The following is a 19,901-nucleotide window of genomic DNA, read 5'->3' as shown; positions in this document are numbered from 1 at the left end:
ACGATACTCACACCTTTACGGTTCGCTCTCGAGATAGAAAGCGAGCAAGGCGCCATCGTTGCCGCGCGATTCGTGCGAAGTAAGCGCCCCCCGGCCGCGCGGCGCACGGCAGATCCGCTGCTGGCCGAAGCGGCGTCGCAAGTGCGCGCCTACTTCGCGCGGCGGTTGCGCCGCTTCGATCTTCCGTTGAAGTTTGACGGAACGCCGTTTTCGCAAGCCGTGTGGGAATGCGTCGCGGGGCTTTCGTTCGGCGAGTTCGTTTCGTACGCCGACGTGGCGCGCGCGATCGGCCGGCCGCTGGCACACCGCGGCGTCGCAATGGCAATGGGGCGCACGCCCATCGCGCTCTTCGTGCCGGCACACCGGGTGGTGGGAGCCGACGGCCGGGTCAAGGGGGCGACGCCGGGCGGCGCCCGCCTAGCGCTGGTTGCCTTCGAGCGCAAGGGGCGAGCGCTCGCCGGCGGCAAACTGCCGGTATGACCCTTCGACTTCGCGCCTACGGCGCTACGCTCAGGGTGACATTGCTAATTGCCGCCGCAATGATGGCGCGAGTCCCCGCTGCGACGGTCGGGTCAATGCACGGGCTTACCTTCGACTCGGTCGACCGCAGGCCGTTGGCGGGTGTCGCGGTGACGATCACCGCACCCTCGGGAAGCTACAAGGCCGTTACCGACGCGCACGGGTTCTACTCGATCGTCGGCATCATTCCCGACACGTACGCGCTCGACGCGAACGTCAAAGGCTATCGCGCGTTCCACGAAGCCGGAGTCACGATCACGCAAGATTCGAACCTGACCATCGACGTCGCGCTTGAGCGCGAGACGCTGCGCGAGATCGCGCGCGTGACGACGCATTCCGCATCGTTTCCGGTGCAAGCGCATCAGCCCGTCGACGTATACGTGGTCACGCCGCACGAACAATCGCAACTCGGCGGCTTACCGGCGTTCGATAACGAAGCGCAGCTGCTCAACACGCTCCCGGGTTCAACGCTCGTCGGCGGCTCGTCGGGCAGCGGATTGGTCGGAGGTTTCGCCGCGATACGCGGCGGTCTCGCGAACCAAATCGGCTATCAGCTCGACGGCATCGACGCCACCGATCCGATTACCGGCTACTTCATCAACAACACCATTCTCAACGGCTCGCAGGCGGTCGACCTAACGGCCGGCCCCGGCGACGCAAGCAAGGGCGGCTCGGGTTCGGGATTCGTCAACATCGTCACCAAGGCGGGGAGCTATCCGTCGAGCGGTTTCGTGCAGTTCGAAGGCGGCGGACCGGCGTTCGAGCACAATCTCGACTTCGAGTTCGGTACGGCGACTCCGAACAAACGTTACTCGCTGTTTGTGAGCGGCCGCTACGGACGCGACTTCGGCGGCGTCACGGCGCCGCCGTACGGCAACACCTACGGCGGATCGTCGACGTCCTTCCCCGACACCGTCGGACAAGTACAGTTCGAGACCACCAACGACACGGTCGTCAACGGGCTCATTCACTTCGGCCGCGACGATGCCAATACGATACAACTCTGGGGCGTGTGGGGCGCAAACAAAGAAACCGGCGGTTACGGCATCGATCCGCAGACCTACCCGTTTTACACCGGTCAGGCCGCGTACCAGCAAATCTACGCTGCGACGCCGCAGCTGCTGGGCGTCGAAGCGCAAAAGTTCGGCATTCCAATTCTCAACCTGAACGCCACCAACTCCTCGCTGTCGCAAAAAGACACGCTCGGGCTGATGCCGTTCTTTCCCGGACAGAGCGCGCCCAATCAGCCGATCGGCGCGGTTCCCAACGAAGTGACGACGTACGATCTGATGAAGATCGCGTACTCGCGCAACTTGAGCTCCCGCACCTATCTCAACGCCCGCGTCTACCGCACGCAGAACGACGTCGTCGACGATTTCAACGATCCCAACAACGTGCTTTTCGGCTACGGATTACCGTCGATCGGGTTTTCCGACAACGACGTCACGCGTGCGACGCAGAACACGGGGTACGCCGTCGACCTCCAGCAAGTCATCGGCAACAACCATTTGCTCTCGGCCGGCGTCGACTCGCGCTTCTCGCGCGCCAACTTGCTTGGATACGTCGTCTCGCCCACGTTCGTCTTCGCCGGGCCGACGATCGCCGACTTTCTTCCCGCCGATCCGTACTTGGCCGCGACCTCAGGCTCCGCCGGAACGCCCGGCGTCTTCTACGGCAAGCGCTATCCGGCGTTTAACGAGACGATCGACAACGACATGTACCGGACGTCGTTCTACGCAACCGACAACTGGAACGCCACCGATCGTTTGATGCTGCAGGCCGGCGTGCGCTACGATCGCCAAACGGTGCCCACCGCGGCCGGCACGTACGAGGCCAACGCGCTCGATCCGCGCGCCTACGCGACGTGGACCATCGGGCGCAAACGCGACACGGTGCTGCGGGCCGGTTACGGACACGCGGCGACGTTCGCGCCGCTCTTTCAACTCGTTTCCGAGTACACGCCGCCGCTGGGATACAAGCAGTATCCCGCCACGCTTTCGATTTGCGGCGGCCCCAGCGCCGGCTTTCACGCAGCGTGTCCGAACTACTACGACGAGCTCGTCAACGCGTGGTGGCAGGGTTTCGGCGTCAATCCGGTCAGCTTCTCCCGGCCGCAGCAATCCGACAGCTACGACTTCTCGTTCGAGCACGCATTCGCGCACGACGTGGGATTGAAGCTCACGTTTTTCGACCGGCGCGACTACGGCGTGATCGTCAACAGCCAGCAGGTTACCGTTACCGGGCAAGGCGCGGTCATTCCGGGAACGATCTCGGTGACCAACCAAGGCGCCGCGCAAACCGCCGGCCTGGAGTTTCAGCTTTCGCGCCAAGTGTCGCAAGGGCTCTCGGTGCAGCTCAACGCCACGTACATCAACCAGTTCGTCAACTACGTGACGAGCAACGCGTTTCGCCCGTCGGTGCAGCCGGCGCTGCTCGCCACGGGCGCGCTGTTTCATCCGCCGTACTTGTCGCCGCTGACCGGCGCGCTGACGCTCGACTACCATCACCAGGACTGGGAGGTCGACCCGATCTTCCGTTTCGAGAACGGCTATCCGATCGGTATTTGGGCGATGGATCCGGTCTACGTCAACGGCGTGCCGATGTTCGTCCCGAATACCAATCTCTACGGCGGATTCGGCAGCCAGTTCTGTTACTACGTCGATCCGCAGTCGCCCGGAACGCCGCAGCATCCGCACATTATCGGCGCGACCGGCGGCGGCTGCAGCGCGACGCTCAACGGTGCGCTCACGCATCGCGCGCTGTTTGCCAACCTGCTCGTCGCGCGCAGCTTCGAGCACGGGCGCGTCACCGTCGGATTCGAACTGCAGAACGTTCTGGGCAACTACGCCAACTATCCGTACTACAATCCCGGCTACGTCAATAACGGCTACGGTGCGTTCGGCCCGGGCTCCGGCGCAAATCCCGTGCTCGGTTTACAAGGAGCGGTCAAGGCGTATCCGGCCGGACCGTACTTCACGATTCCGTCGGGCTTTGGGCGTCAGTACACGCTCTTCACGAGGTTTACGTTGTGATGAAACGCGGCGCGCTGCTCGCGCTTGCGCTGACCGCCTGCACCACGGGACAGGCGAACACGACGCCGCCGATTACGAGCGGACCGCCCCCCGGCAGCGGCAGCGTCGCGCTGCAGCTATCGCTCGGCACGGCCAACCTCAGCGGACTCAATCAAGGCGTAAACCTGCTGGAAACATTTCGCGGCGCGCAGGGATACACGGCGATTCCGATTACGACTGCGACGTTAACCGGGCCGCTCGGATTGCAAGGTCCCAAGCACTCCAAGGATCCGGGTAGCGGCAAAGCCGCGATTCCGATCGGTGCGGCGTCGAATCAATTTCAAGTCGGGCCGACGCAAACGCGCGTCTTAGCGGGTGCCGACGGTTTCGGCATCGGACCGCCGGGATGCAGCTGCGCCGGCATCAACTTCTATCCGTTTCAACCGCAGTTCGCCGACGTCGCGGCGAAACTGACCTTCGGCGGCGGCACCGAGCCGTTCTACGGCGGACCGCCGGCCTATCCGGCAACGACGCTGGCCGCAAGCGCGCTTTCCTCGCTCGTGCAAATTCCGTCGAGCTCGCCGGAAGGCTTCTATATGATCGCTTTCAAGAAGCTGCCCCCAGCCGGAAAGTACACGCTAACCGTCACGTACTCGCAAAACGGCCGCGCGACGACGCAGACGGCGAGCGCGGAGTTTCGACCGGCGCTGCTCCCGAGCTTTACGAACGTCACCGCGCATTCCGACCATCGCGGTGGTGCGGTCGTGACGCTTCGATTTCCGCGCGGCGTGAACCAAGCGCTCGTGAACATTATCGATGCGAACGTCCCGCCGGCGCCGTCGTCGAATCCGTGCAACACCGGATTGGGTTTTGCGACCCTGCGCTTCGATAAGAGCGGTACGCTGCGCGTTCCGGACGATCTCGGAAACTACGGTAAGGGCGGTGCGAAGACGTTCTGCAAGGGCGATCTGCTCAACGTTCAGGTCATCGGCTTCGATTACGACGATTTCGGCATCGGACCGCCCGGCAACACGCAGCAGCGCCCCAGGCTGCCGGCGCGCGCCGATCTGACTTACTCGACGGTGATCGTCGTCGAGTAAGCGGCGTTGGCGATCGTTTCTTCCAAGAAGCGCGCCTGATAGGCGATAATGTCCTGCACCTTCGGGAACTGCGGGTGACCCCGCGTCTCGTTTAAGACGTAAGCGGCACCGTCGCGCCGCAGAATTCCCCAGTCGACCATCAACGGAAGGGCGGCGCGCACCAAACGCGCGGGATTGCGCCGAAGCTCGGGATCGACGAAAAGTTGCGGCGGCAGGGCGCCCAGGCGCGCCGTTACGCCGTCGATCGCCTCTTGCGCGCTAAACGGCTGCGCGCGGTCTTCGAGCCACGCGCCCAGCAGATGGCTCGCCGTCACCGGACGAATCGCCGCGAGCGTCTCTTTTAAGTGTTCGCGATCGTCGAGACGAACGATCCGGTACAGCAGCGACAATCGCTTCGAGACGAACGGATCGTAGCTGACGCCCGCGAGATAGACCGTCGCATGCGGCGCCAATCGATCGTAGACGCCCTTTATTCGACCTAGCCGTCCGTCGGTCGAATAGAACCCTTCGGGCGTCATGTAGAACGTCGCCCCACGCCGCACCACGTTCTCCATGCGCTGTAAATCTTCGGTAACCAGGGCGCGGGTCTCGTCGAGAATCTCTTTGCGGTACGGCTCGCGCAGCGCGCTCAGCTTGACGATCGTGTGCGATCGTTCAAAGTTTTCCGCGCGCAGCAGATCGTCGGTCTTCGTCCCCGGCGCAAACGGCGCCGCGGTCTTTTCGTCGAAGATCTCGCTCAGCGGCAGCGCACCGTGCCGTCGCTGAATCGACCACGCCAGCGCCGAAATCTCGCGCGAGCTCAGTTCGTTCTCGAGCGGCATCATACCGAGTGCGCCGAACAGCGGAGCGGCATTGTAGTTGCGCAGAAGCGAACGCACGAAGGGCAGCCGCACGGCAAGGAATCCGGGCTCGAACATCCGGCGCGAGTTCACCATGTAGATGGGATGGCGCCACGGACCACGCATAAAGGCGTCGGCCACGATCGCTTGCCCTTCGAGATCGTGCTGATGGTTAGCGAGAAGAACGCTCGCCGCGCGTTTGCGCGGAAGGCTTCCAAAGCGCCGTACGCGGCAGGCCGTGTGATTCCACCAATAGGTCGGAGCGATAGCGGCGAAGCGAAGGGGAATCCCCCACATCGACGACATCGGATAACGACCGACGCGCAGCACCGAGAGCGACGCCAGCGCGAAGCTAAACCCCGCCAGCCCGAAGACGGCTTGATACCCGTCGCGCGTACCGTGAAAGAGGCCGATTAGCCAACCGCCGATCTGTGGTGCGATCACGTTGGGCAGGTTCGTCGCGATGCCCCACAGCCCGAGATCGCGCGCCACGTCGCGCATGGCCGGAATGCTGTCCATCGCCAGCGCCCAGCCGCTGGAAAAAACGCCGCCGAAACCGATCCCGAACAGAAACGCGTACAAGAAAATCCACTGCGGCGCCGGCGCGATTGCAAAGCCGATTGCCGCGAGCGCCATTGGAACTCCGGCTATCGCCGTGATGATCTTGCGCGGCGCGCGGTCGGAGAGAATGCCGAGATAGATCGACGACCCGGTAGCGCCCAGCATCGTGCAGAACGCAGCGACCGCGGTGCCCGCCGAAGCGTTGGGCAGCCCCTGCACGTCGTGGAAATAAAAGAGCACGAACGTCTGCAGCAGCACCAATCCGAAAAAGACGAGAGTGCGCGCGGCGAAGACGACCATGAAGTCGTGCCAGTCGCGCACGTGCGCGTGCCCGGGCTCTTCGTACTCGACCTCGCGCACGCCCAGCAGCGACAGCGAACAGATCGCAAGAGCGATGGCCGCAGCGATAAACGTGATGTGCGGATCGGGAGCGTTGCCGGCGATTGCCAGCCCCAGCACCGTACCGACGAGCGTCAGCGCGCCCCGCACGCCCGAGACCGCCCCCCAATGGATTCGCTCGACGAGCTCGGGCAGCAGCGCTTGATACGCCGCCAACGCGACGTTCGCGGCGGCAACCGCGATAACGAGGCAAGCGCTGAATGCAAACAATGAATGGGTAAACGGAACCGCGATCAGCGCCGCGACGTCGACGGCTAGTCCCGCCGCGACGAACATCTTGCGCTGGCCGCCGCCGCGCCGCAGCCGATCCGACAACCAGCCCGCAAACGGCTGAACGATCATCGCGGCAAACGCCGCGATACTTGCCAGCGCCGAGAGCGCGGCGACGTGCTGGGCGGGCGCGAGCTTGAGCAGTGCGGCCGGCACCGCGATCGTCATGAGCGCCGCGTCTTGGAACGACAGCGGAATCCAAAGTGCGTTGAGCACCGTCCATTGCCCGTACTCGCGCCAACGAGCCGTTCCGTTACTCAACTGGTTCGCTACTGCTTAATGGCGTCAATGATGACGATGCCGCGCCCGCCGAAGTCGCGCAGCTGATCGAGCGCTAGAATCGCTGCGCCGATCGGCGAGTTCGGATTGGTCAGCTCGGTAACGGAAAAACCGGTTTGTTTCTTCGCCTGACCGTCGATCGAGTCGCGCAGGGTTTGGGGGAGCAGTTTGAACTTTCCGATCATGCCGAGCATCGGCCCCGCCTTCTGATCGAGCGTCTGCGGATCGACCGCGAGCACGACGACGCCGTGCTGTTTGCCGTTTTCGGGGCGCTCGAAGACGGCAAAGTCGATGCCGAGATCGCGCGTGTGGTCGCGCACCGCGTCGATACCGTTGCCGCGCACCGCCGACGTGTATCCGCTGGGCGGATGCGCGTCGAGATCGCGCAGCCACGCTTCGAGCGACGGCATTAGCGCCTGCGTTCCGGCGACGACGTCGTGACCGTCGTAGGTACCGGCACCTTGCGTGAGCAGCGCGCTGTCGGCCACGCCGGGACGCGACGAGATCGTCTCGTGCCACGCTCGCGACGACAGCACCTCGGCGCCGTCGAAGAGTGGGAAGTTCACCGGATTGGTCGCTTTCGGCGACGGCTGGGCACCGCCCGGATGGCCGCCCGAGCACGCAGCCAACGCGACCGCGGCGGCGCAAGCGGCCCAGCTCAAACGCAAAACGTTCATGACCGGGGCCGGATTTCGACGCTCCCACGGGGTATCCCGTAGCTCATGTCCTTCCAAGAGTTTTGGCCGCGCTATCTGCGGGCGCACAGCCACCCAACGACGCGCGCCTTGCACGTCGCGGGAACGCTCGCCGCCACGACGCTGGTTGCCGCGTCCGTGGCGACGCGCAAACCCTGGCTCGCAGCCGCGGCGCTCGTAGCCGGTTACGGCCCCGCCTGGATTTCGCACGCGGTCATCGAGCGCAACAAGCCCGAGACGTTTAGGGCCCCGCTTTCGTCGCTCGCGGCGGATTATCTCATGGCTTGGCACGTGCTGCGCGGTACGATCGACCAACAGTACGCCCACATTGGAGAAGCGTAATGGTACGTGCGCCTGCCCTTCGACTTCGCTCGCTGACGCTCGCTGCGCTCGGGATGACAGCGGCTCTCGCACTGTTAGGGTTGGCGCCGCATACACCGGTGTTTACCGACGCTTCCCAGCCGGTGACCGTCGATGCCGGCGAGGAGTTCTTCATCGCGCTGCCGTCTAACGAGGCGACGGGCTATACGTGGAAGCAAGCGATCGACGACGGCAAGATTCTCGCCTACGAAGGCAACGTCTATCAAAATCCGAGTAACGGATTGATTGGCGGCGGCGGGCAGCAGATTTTTATCTATCACGCCAATCGCAGCGGCGCTACGGTAATCCACTTCTCCTACGGGCGGCCGTTCGAGCCGAACGCTCCGCCCGTCAGAACGCTGACGTTTAACGTAACGGTGCAATAGCTTCGATGAGCGAACGCCTTTCGTACGGTTCCTATCTCAAGGTCAATCAGCTCTTGGACCTTCAGCAGCCGCTGTCGCAGCCGGCGCATCACGACGAAATGCTGTTCATCATCATCCATCAGGTCTACGAACTGTGGTTCAAGCAACTGCTGCACGAGCTCGAAGCCGCGATGCGGGCGATGGACCGCGACGACCTCTTGCGCGTCGCCAAGCATTTTCGGCGAATCCATACGATTCAACGGCTGCTCGAGCAGCAGGTCGATATTCTCGAGACGATGACGCCGCAAGAGTTCAACGCGTTTCGCGATAACCTCAATCCGGCCAGCGGGTTTCAGTCGATCCAGTTTCGCGAGGTCGAGTTTCTCTCCGGTCTGCGCCGCACCGACGTGCTCAAGTACGTCGAGCTCGACGACGCGCAGCGCGCGCGGCTCGAGCGCCGCGCTGCCGAGCCGTCGCTGTACGACAAGCTCAAAGGGGTACTGCAGCGGCGCGGATTCGCCGTCGACACGCCCGAAGCGCTCGTCGAGTCGTTTCGCCGCATCTACAGCGGTGAAGAGGGCGAGTATTACGATCTCTACTTGCTGCTCGAGGAGCTCATCGAGTTCGACGAGCGGCTCTTGCTGTGGCGCGGACGCCACGTGCGCATGGTCGAACGCATGATCGGCCACAAGCGCGGGACCGGAGGTTCGCCGGGCGTCGACTATCTGCAGGCGACGCTCGCCTACAAACTTTTCCCGGAGTTATGGGAAGTCCGCACGCTTTTAGGGACGAGCAGCACATATGCATAGCGCGTTAACGCAAGCCCTCTATCGCGATCAGTTTCCGATTCTGGGAACCTCGACGTATCTCGTCAGTCACTCGATGGGCGCCGCGCCGTGGCGCGCGAAAGCCGCGCTCGAAACGTATTGGGACGAATGGGCGGCCGACGGTCCCGAAGCGTGGGAGGCGTGGATTCCGCGCATCGCCGAGATCGCCGACGGCATCGGCTCGATTATCGGCGCACCTGCCGGCAGCATTTTCTTAGGGCCCAACGTCTCGGTGCTGCAAGCCGCCATAGCGAGCTGCATCGGCTTCGGGCGCGAACGCAACGAAGTCGTCTACGAAGCGCTGCAGTTTCCGTCGCTCACGTATGTCTGGAAGGAATGGGAGCGCTTCGGCGCCGTCACGCGCGTGATCCCGAGCGACGACGGCCGCTCGATTCCGCTCGATCGCATTCTTTCGGCCATTACCGAGAAAACCGCGATCGCCGTGCTCTCGCACGCGTATTACGTCTCGGGTGCGGTCGCCGACATTCGCGCGATTCAGGCCCACTGTCACGAGTACGGCACCTTGCTGTGCGTGGACGCGTACCAGACGACGGGGATCTATCCGTACGACGTTACCGAGTGGGACCTCGATATGGTAACGGGCGGCTCGCACAAGTGGCTGTGCGGGGGACCGGGCTGCGGCTGGATCTACATCAAACCGTCGCTGCTCGAGTACTTTCGGCCGGCGGTGACGGGATGGTTCGCTCACGCACGGCCGTTCGCGTTCGAAGCCGCACCAATCGATCACGCGCCGTCGATGTATCGCTTCGCTACCGGTACGCCGACGATACCAGGCTACGCCGTCGCGAAGCCGGGTCACGATCTCATCCGCGAGGTCGGCGTCGCCCGCGTTCGCGAGCACAACGTGCGCCTTACGAGCAAGCTCGCTTCGATGGCGCTCGAGCGCGGTCTGCGAGTGAACACGCCGCTGGAGCCCGAACGCCGCACCGGCTGGATCGGAATCGACTTCGACCGATCGGACGCCGTGTGCCGCGAGCTGATCGCTCGCCGCGTCTTCGTCGACTACCGCCCCGGATGCGGCATTCGCGTGAGTCCGCACTTCTACACGACCGACGCCGAGATCGACAACTTCTTCACGGAACTCGACGCGCTACGCTGAATCCCTCGCCATGATCGTCGATCATACCAGAGTAGGCGCCGCGTTTCGGCGCCTTTCCATTCCCGTCGGCGTGCAGATGCTGGGCGATCAGCTGCTGGGCATCGTCGATACGATTGCGATCGGCACGCTCGGTACGGTAGCGCTCGCCGGCGCGACGGCCGCCACGACGGTCTTCGTTGCGGTCGCATTCGGCCTCTACGGATTCCTCACCGGACTGTCCATCATCGCCGCGCAGCGCATCGGCGCCAACGATCTCGACGGTTTCGCGCGTACCGTGCGCGCCGGCGCACTGACGCCGCTGCTCCTGGGCGTCGTTTGTTTTGGGATAAGCGTCCCGCTCGGTACCCAGACCATTCACGCGCTGGTGGGCAACCTTGCGAGCGCGCACGCGAGCGGAGTCTACCTCTCGCTGCGCTGCGCGTCACTGATTCCGATGATCGTCTCGGGTGCGATTATCGTCGGCCTGAGCGCGGCGGGAAATCGCGTCTTGGGCATCTTGGTGCTCGTCGTGGTCAACGCGGTACACATTCCCCTGCTGCTCGTGCTGGCGTTGGGGTGGGGAACGCACCACCCCTACGGGATCGAAGGCGCCGGCGTGTCGTCGCTGCTTTCCGAAACGGTTGCAGCGATCTTTGCTTTGGTCTACGTTGCCTACAAACCGGCGTATCGCATCTTCGCTTCTTTCGACGCGCCGCTGCGCCTGGCGTATCAGTGCGCCCGAGTGGGATTGCCCGAATCGGTTTTTCTGCTGGGCGTGATGGCGCCCGACATTTTCGTCGTGGCGATGCTCGCGCCGTTGGGGCCAACCGTTATTTCGGCGTTCCGTGCGCTCAACGTCGTCTCGGACCTCACGTTCGTCATTCCGCAGCCGCTGCAAAGCGCCACGCAGATCATTATCGGTCAACGGCTGGGTGCGGGCGATCCGGCCGGCGCGCAAGTCTTCTTAATTCGCGCGCAGCGGCTCGGCTTGAGGGTAACGGCCGGCGCGGGAGTCGTCGCAGCCGCCCTGGCGTGGCCGCTCGCGTTCGTCTTCACACTCAATGCGACGGTAGCAACCATGGCCGCGCTCCCGCTCGCGCTCCACATGATCACTTTGCCGATCAAAGGCTGGGCAATGGTATCGATGGCCCCGATCCGCGCGTCGGGCGACACCCAATTCTCGATGTTCGTGGGCATCATGTGCAGCGCGCTCGTGATCCCGTTTGCATGGGCCGGCATCGAGCACTTCCACATCGGTCTCTACAGCGTGCCGCTGGGTTGGATCGCGGCGTGGAGTTTCCGCGCGATCCTGACGCAGATCAAGCTACGGGCGGGGGAGTGGACGCGGCGGGCGCCTCTAGCGGCGTAGGCTCGTAACGCCCCGCGCCGTATCCGCCGTAGAACGCCAGCAGCGCGACGACGAGGTGCAACAGCACGTCGAAACCGTAAATCGGCACGATGCCGAAGACCGTGTTGGTGATCGGAATCGCTCCCAGCACGACTAGTATGGCGTAAATCCACGCGATTGCGCGGCAGTAACGCACGGAAGCCGCGAACTTGCCCGATGCCGCGAGTCCCCAAACGCCGAACAGCACGTGAATCAGGTCGTGAACGACGTTGACCGGGAAAAGGCCGCCGAGAAATCCGTAGTTGGCGCCGAGCGTCACCCACTGCGCGGTTAAATCCGCCGGCACCGTTACGTACGGAACAAAACCCAGAATGCCCGCGAGCAAGAACGCGATGCCGAGAACGCGCGCAATCATCGGTGCCTTCACTTAGGGTTCATTCGCGAGCACGCCGTGGAGTTCTTCGTGGATGCGGCCGTTGGTCGCAAGAATGGATCGCGCGTCGAGTGCCGCCGGCGATCCGTCGATCCGAGTCACCGTTCCGCCGGCTTCGCGCACCAGCAGCGTTCCAGCCGCGACGTCCCACGGACTCAAGTCGAACTCCCAGAATCCGTCGTACCGCCCGCACGCGACGTACGCCAAATCGAGCGCTGCCGCGCCATCGCGGCGCACCGCCTGCGTTCGGCGTGACGCCGCCGCGAAGCACGCCGCGTTGCGGTCGTAGTCGGCCGGATGAAAGCCGGTGCACGTCATCGCGTCGCCGACGCGCTCGATGCCGGAGACGGTCACTGCCCTCCCGTTGAAGGTCGCGCCGGCGCCGCGCTGGGCGGCAAACGTTTCCCCCATCGCCGGCGCGTGCACGACGCCGGCAATCAGCTCGCCGCCGCGCTCGTACGCGATCGAAATGCAAAAGAGCGGATACGCGTGCGCGAAGTTGGTCGTGCCGTCGAGCGGATCGACGATCCAGCGTTCGTCCGGCGCGCCCTCGTGGCGTCCGCTTTCCTCGGCAAGAATCGTCGCCGCCGGATATGCAGCTCGCAGCCGCGCGACGATGATACGCTCGCTCGCACCGTCGGCGTCGGTCACCAAATCGGCGCGGCGCGATTTCTCCGCGATCTCGCGGGGTCGGTTCAACCGATCGAGCAGCTCGCGCCCGGCTTCGTGCGCCACGTCGAGCGCAAACGTAACGGGGTCCATAGAGGCCGCAATACGCGCTTTTACGAAGCCGTCCCCGTGAGACTGGTTTTGATCGTCATCGCGCTCTTTTGCGCGTACCTGACCGGCAGCCACATCGCCCACCCGTTCATCGACGGCGATCTCTATTGGCAGCGCCAACTCGGCGAGTACGTTCTGAACGATCGCGCGCTGCCGCACGCGCTCGGCACCGACACGTTTACCGCCGTCGGAGCGCCATGGGTACCGCAAGAATGGCTGCTCGGAACGTTCGTTGCCCTCGTATTCCGCGCGAATGCGCTCTGGGCGCTATCGGTCGTTGCCGGTATTGCGCTTTTTGTCACCCTCGCCGCGATCGCGGTGCGCAGCCGTCGCGGGGGCGCCTCGCTATACTCGACCCTCGCCGCACTGCTTTTCGCCGGGATCGTGCTCGAGAGCTCGTTCGCCTTGCGGGCTCAAGTGCTGGCGTGGCCGCTGCTCGCGCTCTTGCTGCTCGTACTCGACGAGGAGGGGAACGCCGTCTTCTGGGCCTTACCGATTACGGTCGCCTGGGCCAACCTCCACGCCAGCGTGATGCTCGCGATCCCCATCGTCTGGATCGACGCGGCCGCGTACGCATGGAAGCATCCGGGTAAGCCCGGCGTGCGTTCACGCCTGCTGCTATGCGCTCTGGTCGTGCTTGCGACGCTATGCACTCCGCTCGGCTGGCACCTTCCCCTTTACGCCTTCAGCCTGCTCGACAGTCCGATCAAACACTATATCAACGAGTGGCAGCCCATCTCGATGAGCACGCAAACCGTCGCAGGCGTTCTGCCGCTTCTCCTGTTGACGCTCTACGGCATGCCCCGCTTGTGGCGCGAGCGGCCGCGGGACCTCGTCCTCTCGCTGCTGATGGCTGCGTGGGGTGTCGCCGCCGCCCGCAATATCGCCCTCTTTGCAATCGTCGCGGCCGTGCCGGTCGCGCTCGCCACCGGCGTAGGTGAGGGATGGGACGATCCGCTCGAACGCCGTCCGCTCGGCGCGCTCGCCCTCGTTTCGACGATCGTGCTCGCGCCGATTCTTGGCTGGATTGCCTACCACGCTCCGCCGATGTTTACTCCTTGGCCGTCGCCGCCGCGCACGGTCGCCGCACTGACCGCGCGTCCCGGCGAACACCGGCTGCTGTGCGCGGAATATTCGTGGTGCGCGCTCGCGCTCGGGAAGCCGAACGTTCGCGTATTCATCGACGGCCGCGCCGACCCGTACCCGCCGCACGTGTGGGCCGCTTACACGACGGTTGCCGCGTTGCGGCCGGAGTGGCAGCAAACGCTCGACGCGTACGACGTCAACGCCGTGATCGTATGGCACGGCGGACGCTTGGAACAAGCGATGGAAACGCTGGCCGGCTGGAGCCAACTGCCGCAGGACGATCCCTGCTGCACGTTGTTTGTGAAAAAGAGCTAGTTGGCAATCAGCGTGTAGGTTACCGTGGATACCGTGCCGGTGATCGACTCCGTGCCGACGTTGATCTTGTAGTTATCGATCACGTCGTACGAGAAGCCGCACTGCGTCTCCGGACCGGTGGCCAGTGAGAGCGTTCCGACAGTGGGTACGGCAGCTAACGTCGTTTGATCGTAGGTCATCGCCCCGCAGCCGTTAGCGTTGCTGCCCGATGCCGTGGAGTCGACGTCCACGGACATTTCCTTGGCCGTCGTACACGTACCGCCGGTGCACGTCGGATTGACGCTCGACGAAACGGAGAGCGACCACGTATGACCTGACGACGTGGCGCCGGTGTAGATGACGCTCGCCGCAACGACGTCGGTACCAGTCACCGCACTGCTGTTGGCAATGTTACCGAAATCCAGAGTCGTGCCCGAGAAGGCACACTGCGCCGGCGAACACGCCGGAACCGGATGCGCCTTGCCGTTCGTGGGGTTCGACGGGTCGACCGAGAGCGATAGGCCGAGCGAGAACGCTACCGAGACTTGGTTCGATCCGAGATAGAGCGCGCCGGCGCCGGTCGTGCTGCCGTCGATAGTCGCCGGGAAGAGATAGCTGTCGCTCTGGGACTGCGGGTTGTTGGCTTGGAACTGCACGCTCAGAGTGGTGCCCGGCGTAAAGCTCGTACAGTTGATCGTAATTTGTCCGTTCGCGCCGGCGGTCGTCGCGCTGAACGTCGCCGCCGGACTCGTGTTCGGCGTACAGTTGACGCCGGCGGGGCTGGCCGTAATCGTCGAACTGATCGGCCCGACCAGCGTCCAGGTGGTCCCGCTCGAGTCGGTCGCGTTGTTGCCGCTCGTATCCGTACCGGGCAGCGTAATCACGATCGTGCTGATGTTCTGACTATTGCTCGTGTTCTTGATCGCGTACGTGTACGTGTTTGGACCGGCACCGACCGACGGAACGGTGGGGCTGGAAATCGTCGTGCTGTTGACCTTGGAGAACGCGATACTTGCGGTCTCGGAAGCCGTCAGCAGGCTAAACGTCTTGGCAGCCGACCAACCGTTACCGTTGGCGCCGTGCGCGTACAGCGTGAACGTGATCGGACTGCTGGGGCTGCCGAAGTTGAGGACGTTCATATTGATCGTCATCGACTGACCCGGCGCGAGCGAGTTGGATTCGGGCAGCGTGCATTCCGGCAGCGCGGTTTGTACCGTCGTCAGCGGCGTCGAGGCCGGCGGACCGTCGGCTGTAACGTACTGTCCACCGCACAGTCCGAACCAATAATCCAAGGTATTGCCGCTAGGATTGTTCGTCCCGATATTACTCCAGCCCGAAGTGCTGACGGTCGGCGTTCCCGTGATCGTCCAGTTCTTATTGGTCGACTGTTCGATAATCAACGCGTCGATCGAATCGGGATTGGGATCCTGCGCCGTCGACGTATTCGAGACGACGATGCCTAGCGGTGTGGACGCCTGACTGACGCTCACGGAGGTCGGCGAGAAGTACGCCGACATCAACGCGCTATTGAGGGAATACGCGCCGATGGAAAGGTTGTCGAGCGTCGTGTACGCACCGTCGACGGTCGTGTTCGATCCCGCGGCCGCCGTCAAGGCGAACGTGTCGCTCGGCGTCGGCGTCTGCGATGCCAGTACCGCTAAGTCGGTATACGTGAAGCTTTGGTTTGGCCAGTTCGCGTCGACGTAAACCGTTTCGTTGCCGCCGGCCGCGATTTTGTGGGAACCCTTCGCCTGGAGACAGGCATATTGCGAGCCGAAGCCGGTCGGACAAGTCGTCAGCAGCTGCCAGTTCGCGCTGCTCAAGGAGTCGACCGCCGCGATACCGCCTTGCGACACGAGCAGCGGCGGTTGCTGGATCAACAGCTCGCTGATGTTGTTGCTGGATAGCGCGTCATTGGTTACGGTGAACGCCCAAATCGACTCGTTGCTATTGGTTACCGTGAACGGTGAGTTGTTATTATAGTCCGCGTGATTGAAGCGATCCCGATAACAGTGCGTTCCCACAAACGGCGGCGGTGTCGCGAGGTTGCGCGAGTTGGCCGGGCAATCGATCGAACCGACCACCGCAAAGCTGACCGTTCCGGCGTCCGTCAGGCTGATCGCGAAGTAGACGGGTGACCACGCCACCGTACCCGTGGTACTGGACCAGGTGAGGCCGTTGACGGGAAGCTCCGACGTGATGCCTTCGCAGGCGCTGCCGCAGCCGCTGCCGCCGTTCGTGTTGGTCCAGCTTATTCCGACCACGGTTACGTAAGCGCCCGGCGTCAGCGTCGTGCCCGCTACCGCCGGCGTCAGCAGAATATTGCATTCGGCGTTATTACTGGTCAACGAGCTGCACGCCGAAGTGACGTCCCAGGTGTTGCCGTTGGAATCGGTGGCCGTGCCGCTGCAGTTCGCCGTGCCGCAGCCGTTGAGCTGCGCGATGACGCCGTGGCCGCTATGGTCGTCGTTGAAGTTTGGACCGGTAGAGAACTCGATTTCGCTGAGGCTATCGCCGGCGTTCGGATAACTGGTGCTGCTGGTATTGGTAAAGCGCAAGTCGGCAACGGTACCGAGCGCGTTTGGAATGGTGAGCGAGGTGCTCGTGGTTCCCGAACCGGAGGGGAATATGAACTGTGTCGACGTCGAATATCCCAGCATCTTGAACGCTTGGGAAGCAACGACCGACTTCGACGTCCGATCGTAGAGCTGCATCGCCCAGATGTTGCTGGGATACTGGCCCGGCAGCGCCGGCGTCGTGGCCTGTTGGAAGCCAAGGTTGGCCGAGGCAAACTGGAACGTTTGGCTCGCCGTCGTCACTCCGGAGCCTAATGCCGCCGGCGTAGCGAGGGCGATGACCTGGCCTTGCGGGTCGGTCAAGGTCCACGTGTAGGAGTGCCCGCTCGTCAACGGCTTGCTGGCACCCGCGCTTCCCGTGATACCGGAGTCGGATTGATCCGTCGTGCCGTCCCAGTCCACGGTCGTATTGGCCGTTGCTGCGGGCTGCGGATTTGGGGACGGGTTCGCGTTGGTACCGTCGGGTTTGGTAATGATCGTCACGCCGCCGGAGCCGGTTAGCGAAACTTGCACTTGTCCGAGCAGCGAACCGCTCCCACCGCTGTTACACTGCGTGCTGCAGTCATAGACGGCAATGGAATACGTGCCGGCTTCCAACGTGCTGTTGAGCGCCCACGTTACCGACAACTGGTTGTTCGGCGCTTGCTGGCCGGTGGAGTTTGCCGGGTTGCAGATCAGGTTCGAAGCTCCGCCGGTGGGCGTCGGTCCGGGAATCGGTGTCGGCGACGTGTTGGGCGCGATCATCACGCAATTCGGCGTATCGCCCGTACGCGTTACGTAGACGACGTAGTAGTCGGCCGGCGCCAGTCCGGTCAGATAAATGTACGCCGCCGAACTCGAGCTCACGTCGAACTGATACGACTGGTTCAAATGGAACGAATCTTGGTAGACGGCGATGCTGAAGGTATTGCCGGCGTTGGCGTAGCTGACGGCGACCCATTCTTGCGCCGTCGAGTCGTAGACGCCGAAGGTCCACGTGCCCGTGCTGCTCAACGTCGTCGTCTGCGGCGGCATGCTGCCGTTATCCGCGCCGGCCGGCGCGCTATTGGGACCGATCGCGGTCGCCGTCGTCGAGTTGGACGGAATGTAATACTCTTGATAGCTGTCGGTGTTGCTGAAGTTGTCGAGATTCACCGGCTGCCACTCTAACGCACAGCCGACGTTGTAGAGCGCACCAACGGTTCCGGCGGTCGTGCAGGAAGCGGCCGTCGCCCAAAACTCAATCGTCGAACCGTTGGCGGCGTTAGGATGCAACTTGCGCGCTGCGCTGGCTCCCGAACCCAACCGCTGGGGGTTGAAGACTGCAGCGCCGAGGACGCGGTAATGGCGGCCGTGCAGCGTTTGGCGCGGGAGGAGCGTGTTCATCATCGTCCGAGGCGGCAGCTTCGGAAGCCGCGACAACGGCACTTTCGAACCGGGGGCCACACCGTGCACGTAGCGATTGTCGTTTGGCGAAACCGGACCCGGCACGCCCGGCATGCTCGCGATCGGATGCACGACCGGTTGCGGCGCGCTCATCGTTGGATGCGCGGCGGGCGGAGCATGACCGTTGCCGCCCGGGTGCATTTGCCCGAGTGCCGTTGCCGCCGCCGCTAAAAACGCGAAGGCGGTGCCGATCCAAGCGCTACGGCCGAACGAATTCAACATTAGTAGAACAACGTATAGACTGCATTCGAGCTATACGTTCCTCCGGACGTCGCAATGGGAATCGTAACGGTGAGATCGACGCAGAACGTTTCGGCGTGCGCTCCCGTCGCGGCAGCGGTCCACGTACCGCCGTCGTCAGAGTACACGACGAACGGCGTAGCGGTCGGCCTCGGGGTCGCGAGATGGGTGTTATTGGCAACGTTGCCGCCTGCAAACGACGCGCTGCCGCCGCCGAGAATGAAATTCGTGAATAAGCCGTGGTCGAGCGTCCATGCGGCTTGCGTGGTCGAAGCCGTGACCGTGTATTCACATGGATACACCACGGTCGTGCCGGCCTCTTGACTGATGATGACGCCGGTTTGATTACTGTAGAGCAGCGTTCCCAACGGATTTGGAGAAACCGACGCCTCCACCTTGACGGCGCCTTGATTCTGAGCGACGACGTTACTCGCAAAGCTCAGGCTTTCGGCGTGAAATTCGGACGCCGCCTCGCTGCGATTCAGCCTTAACTTCGCCGCGATGACGCGACCCGACGTATCGCTCGCCGCACCCGGCGTCGCGTAGCCGAGCGGATTCGGCGTTACGTTGATCGTGATGGTTATTTCGATTTGCGCCCGCTGCGTTTGAAACGCGGCGCTTACGATGATGGGAATCAGCGCTAAAAAACCAAACGTTATAAACGCCGCTCGCAGCCGTATCATTTCGCTAACACCGTGTAGACTATCCAAACGTAGTATAGACCCGAGGTGGCCGTAAACGGCACCTTCAGTTGATAGTCGTAGTAGAAATCGGAGTCTAGCACGTTGCTCGACGAAATCGGCGCGGGATACGTGGTGTACGCAATGGACGGCACGGTGTTCGGGCTCCCGCCGCCGGTTACCATGCCGCTCGAAAGCAGGAACGGCGTCGCTGCCGAAAAGCCGGTGTTCGCGTCGGCCGGCGACCCACTCGTCGAGTTCAGCCAGTACACTGCAGACGAAATCGGAATCGTTCCGCCGCTGGTGTTCGTGAAATCCGCGGCACCCTCGCCGTAAACGTTTACACCGGTTGCCGACGTGCTGACCACGTTGAGGTGCACTGCGTACCTATAGACATAGTTTTTGCCGGTCACGACGTTACCGAAGTCGACCGAGCAGGTGGCACTCGGCGTTCCATTGGGACAGTTAGCATCGGGTCCGTGTGTGGGCGCCGGCTGCGCGCCGATCGTGGCCGGAATCTGACCGTAGCCCGTTGCGTAGTTCACGAAGAGCTTGATGCTGACCAGCGCCTGCGTGCTCCACTTGACCGTAATTGGGGCGGTGGGATTGGCGGCGAGCGCGTTCGGGTTTGCCGTTAACGCTAGTGCCAGCGCAAAGAGCGCTCCCACCAGCATCCAGCTTTTCCCGTCGTAAGTTTTGCGTCCGTTCAACACTC

16 protein-coding genes are annotated in these 19,901 nt (G+C 63.3%); 9 read left to right on the top strand and 7 right to left on the bottom strand.

Translation table 11 applies throughout. The annotated features are described in order from the left end of the window. Positions 1-72: 72 nt before the first annotated feature. From VGG89_09910 to VGG89_09900, 3 genes are read left to right on the top strand one after another with little or no spacing between them, the layout of a single operon-like run. Complete coding sequence (locus tag VGG89_09910; GenBank protein HEY1976850.1) at positions 73-480, top strand: methylated-DNA--[protein]-cysteine S-methyltransferase; 408 nt, start codon at positions 73-75, stop codon at positions 478-480. Next, positions 477-3,551 carry a TonB-dependent receptor gene (locus VGG89_09905; GenBank protein HEY1976849.1) on the top strand — a complete coding sequence of 1,025 codons (3,075 nt, stop codon included), beginning with the start codon at positions 477-479 and terminating at the stop codon, positions 3,549-3,551. The genes VGG89_09910 and VGG89_09905 overlap by 4 nt, the downstream gene beginning before the upstream one ends. Further along, on the top strand, positions 3,551-4,630 hold the full coding sequence (locus VGG89_09900) for a hypothetical protein (GenBank protein HEY1976848.1): 1,080 nt from the start codon (positions 3,551-3,553) through the stop codon (positions 4,628-4,630). Before VGG89_09905 ends, VGG89_09900 begins: the two co-directional genes overlap by 1 nt. Here VGG89_09900 and VGG89_09895 read toward each other — a convergent pair. Continuing rightward, entirely contained in the window at positions 4,603-6,960 is a 2,358-nt protein-coding gene (locus tag VGG89_09895) for an MFS transporter (protein ID HEY1976847.1), read from the bottom strand. The genes VGG89_09900 and VGG89_09895 overlap by 28 nt on opposite strands. Before the next feature lie 8 nt (positions 6,961-6,968). Beyond that, on the bottom strand, positions 6,969-7,655 hold the full coding sequence (locus tag VGG89_09890) for a hypothetical protein (GenBank protein HEY1976846.1): 687 nt from the start codon (positions 7,653-7,655) through the stop codon (positions 6,969-6,971). Positions 7,656-7,700: 45 nt separating this feature from the next. Between VGG89_09890 and VGG89_09885 the strand changes: the two genes are divergently transcribed. The 5 genes from VGG89_09885 to VGG89_09865 are packed head-to-tail and all read left to right on the top strand — an operon-like array spanning position 7,701 to position 11,693. Then, positions 7,701-8,015: a DUF962 domain-containing protein gene (locus VGG89_09885; protein HEY1976845.1), complete on the top strand. Its 315-nt coding sequence runs from the start codon at positions 7,701-7,703 to the stop codon at positions 8,013-8,015. After that, on the top strand, positions 8,015-8,419 hold the full coding sequence (locus VGG89_09880; GenBank protein ID HEY1976844.1) for a protease inhibitor I42 family protein: 405 nt from the start codon (positions 8,015-8,017) through the stop codon (positions 8,417-8,419). Before VGG89_09885 ends, VGG89_09880 begins: the two co-directional genes overlap by 1 nt. Before the next feature lie 5 nt (positions 8,420-8,424). After that, positions 8,425-9,207: a tryptophan 2,3-dioxygenase family protein gene (locus tag VGG89_09875; GenBank protein ID HEY1976843.1), complete on the top strand. Its 783-nt coding sequence runs from the start codon at positions 8,425-8,427 to the stop codon at positions 9,205-9,207. Beyond that, positions 9,200-10,345, top strand: a complete 1,146-nt coding sequence (locus VGG89_09870) for an aminotransferase class V-fold PLP-dependent enzyme (GenBank protein HEY1976842.1) — start codon at positions 9,200-9,202, stop codon at positions 10,343-10,345. Before VGG89_09875 ends, VGG89_09870 begins: the two co-directional genes overlap by 8 nt. Before the next feature lie 10 nt (positions 10,346-10,355). Further along, a complete protein-coding gene (locus tag VGG89_09865; GenBank protein HEY1976841.1) occupies positions 10,356-11,693 on the top strand; it encodes an MATE family efflux transporter in 1,338 nt (445 codons plus the stop codon). On the opposite strand, the gene VGG89_09860 is transcribed toward VGG89_09865, so the two are convergent. Further along, positions 11,644-12,099 carry a DUF4383 domain-containing protein gene (locus tag VGG89_09860; GenBank protein ID HEY1976840.1) on the bottom strand — a complete coding sequence of 152 codons (456 nt, stop codon included), beginning with the start codon at positions 12,097-12,099 and terminating at the stop codon, positions 11,644-11,646. The genes VGG89_09865 and VGG89_09860 overlap by 50 nt on opposite strands. Beyond that, complete coding sequence (locus VGG89_09855; GenBank protein HEY1976839.1) at positions 12,100-12,867, bottom strand: inositol monophosphatase family protein; 768 nt, start codon at positions 12,865-12,867, stop codon at positions 12,100-12,102. Between the two features lie 36 nt (positions 12,868-12,903). On the opposite strand from VGG89_09855, the gene VGG89_09850 reads away from it, so the two are divergent. Next, on the top strand, positions 12,904-14,286 hold the full coding sequence (locus VGG89_09850; protein HEY1976838.1) for a hypothetical protein: 1,383 nt from the start codon (positions 12,904-12,906) through the stop codon (positions 14,284-14,286). On the opposite strand, the gene VGG89_09845 is transcribed toward VGG89_09850, so the two are convergent. Genes VGG89_09845 through VGG89_09835 form a run of 3 tightly spaced genes read right to left on the bottom strand, consistent with a single transcriptional unit; the run spans position 14,283 to position 19,896 of the window. Next, complete coding sequence (locus VGG89_09845; protein ID HEY1976837.1) at positions 14,283-18,488, bottom strand: hypothetical protein; 4,206 nt, start codon at positions 18,486-18,488, stop codon at positions 14,283-14,285. The genes VGG89_09850 and VGG89_09845 overlap by 4 nt on opposite strands. Beyond that, positions 18,488-19,189, bottom strand: a complete 702-nt coding sequence (locus tag VGG89_09840; protein HEY1976836.1) for a hypothetical protein — start codon at positions 19,187-19,189, stop codon at positions 18,488-18,490. The genes VGG89_09845 and VGG89_09840 overlap by 1 nt, the downstream gene beginning before the upstream one ends. Continuing rightward, complete coding sequence (locus VGG89_09835) at positions 19,186-19,896, bottom strand: hypothetical protein (GenBank protein ID HEY1976835.1); 711 nt, start codon at positions 19,894-19,896, stop codon at positions 19,186-19,188. Before VGG89_09835 ends, VGG89_09840 begins: the two co-directional genes overlap by 4 nt. Positions 19,897-19,901: the final 5 nt, after the last annotated feature.

Source organism: Candidatus Baltobacteraceae bacterium (assembly GCA_036488875.1).
GTDB lineage: Bacteria > Vulcanimicrobiota > Vulcanimicrobiia > Vulcanimicrobiales > Vulcanimicrobiaceae > JAFAHZ01.
The sequence above is the reverse complement of the archived record's forward strand: the minus strand, read 5'-3'. Positions and strand labels throughout refer to the sequence as shown.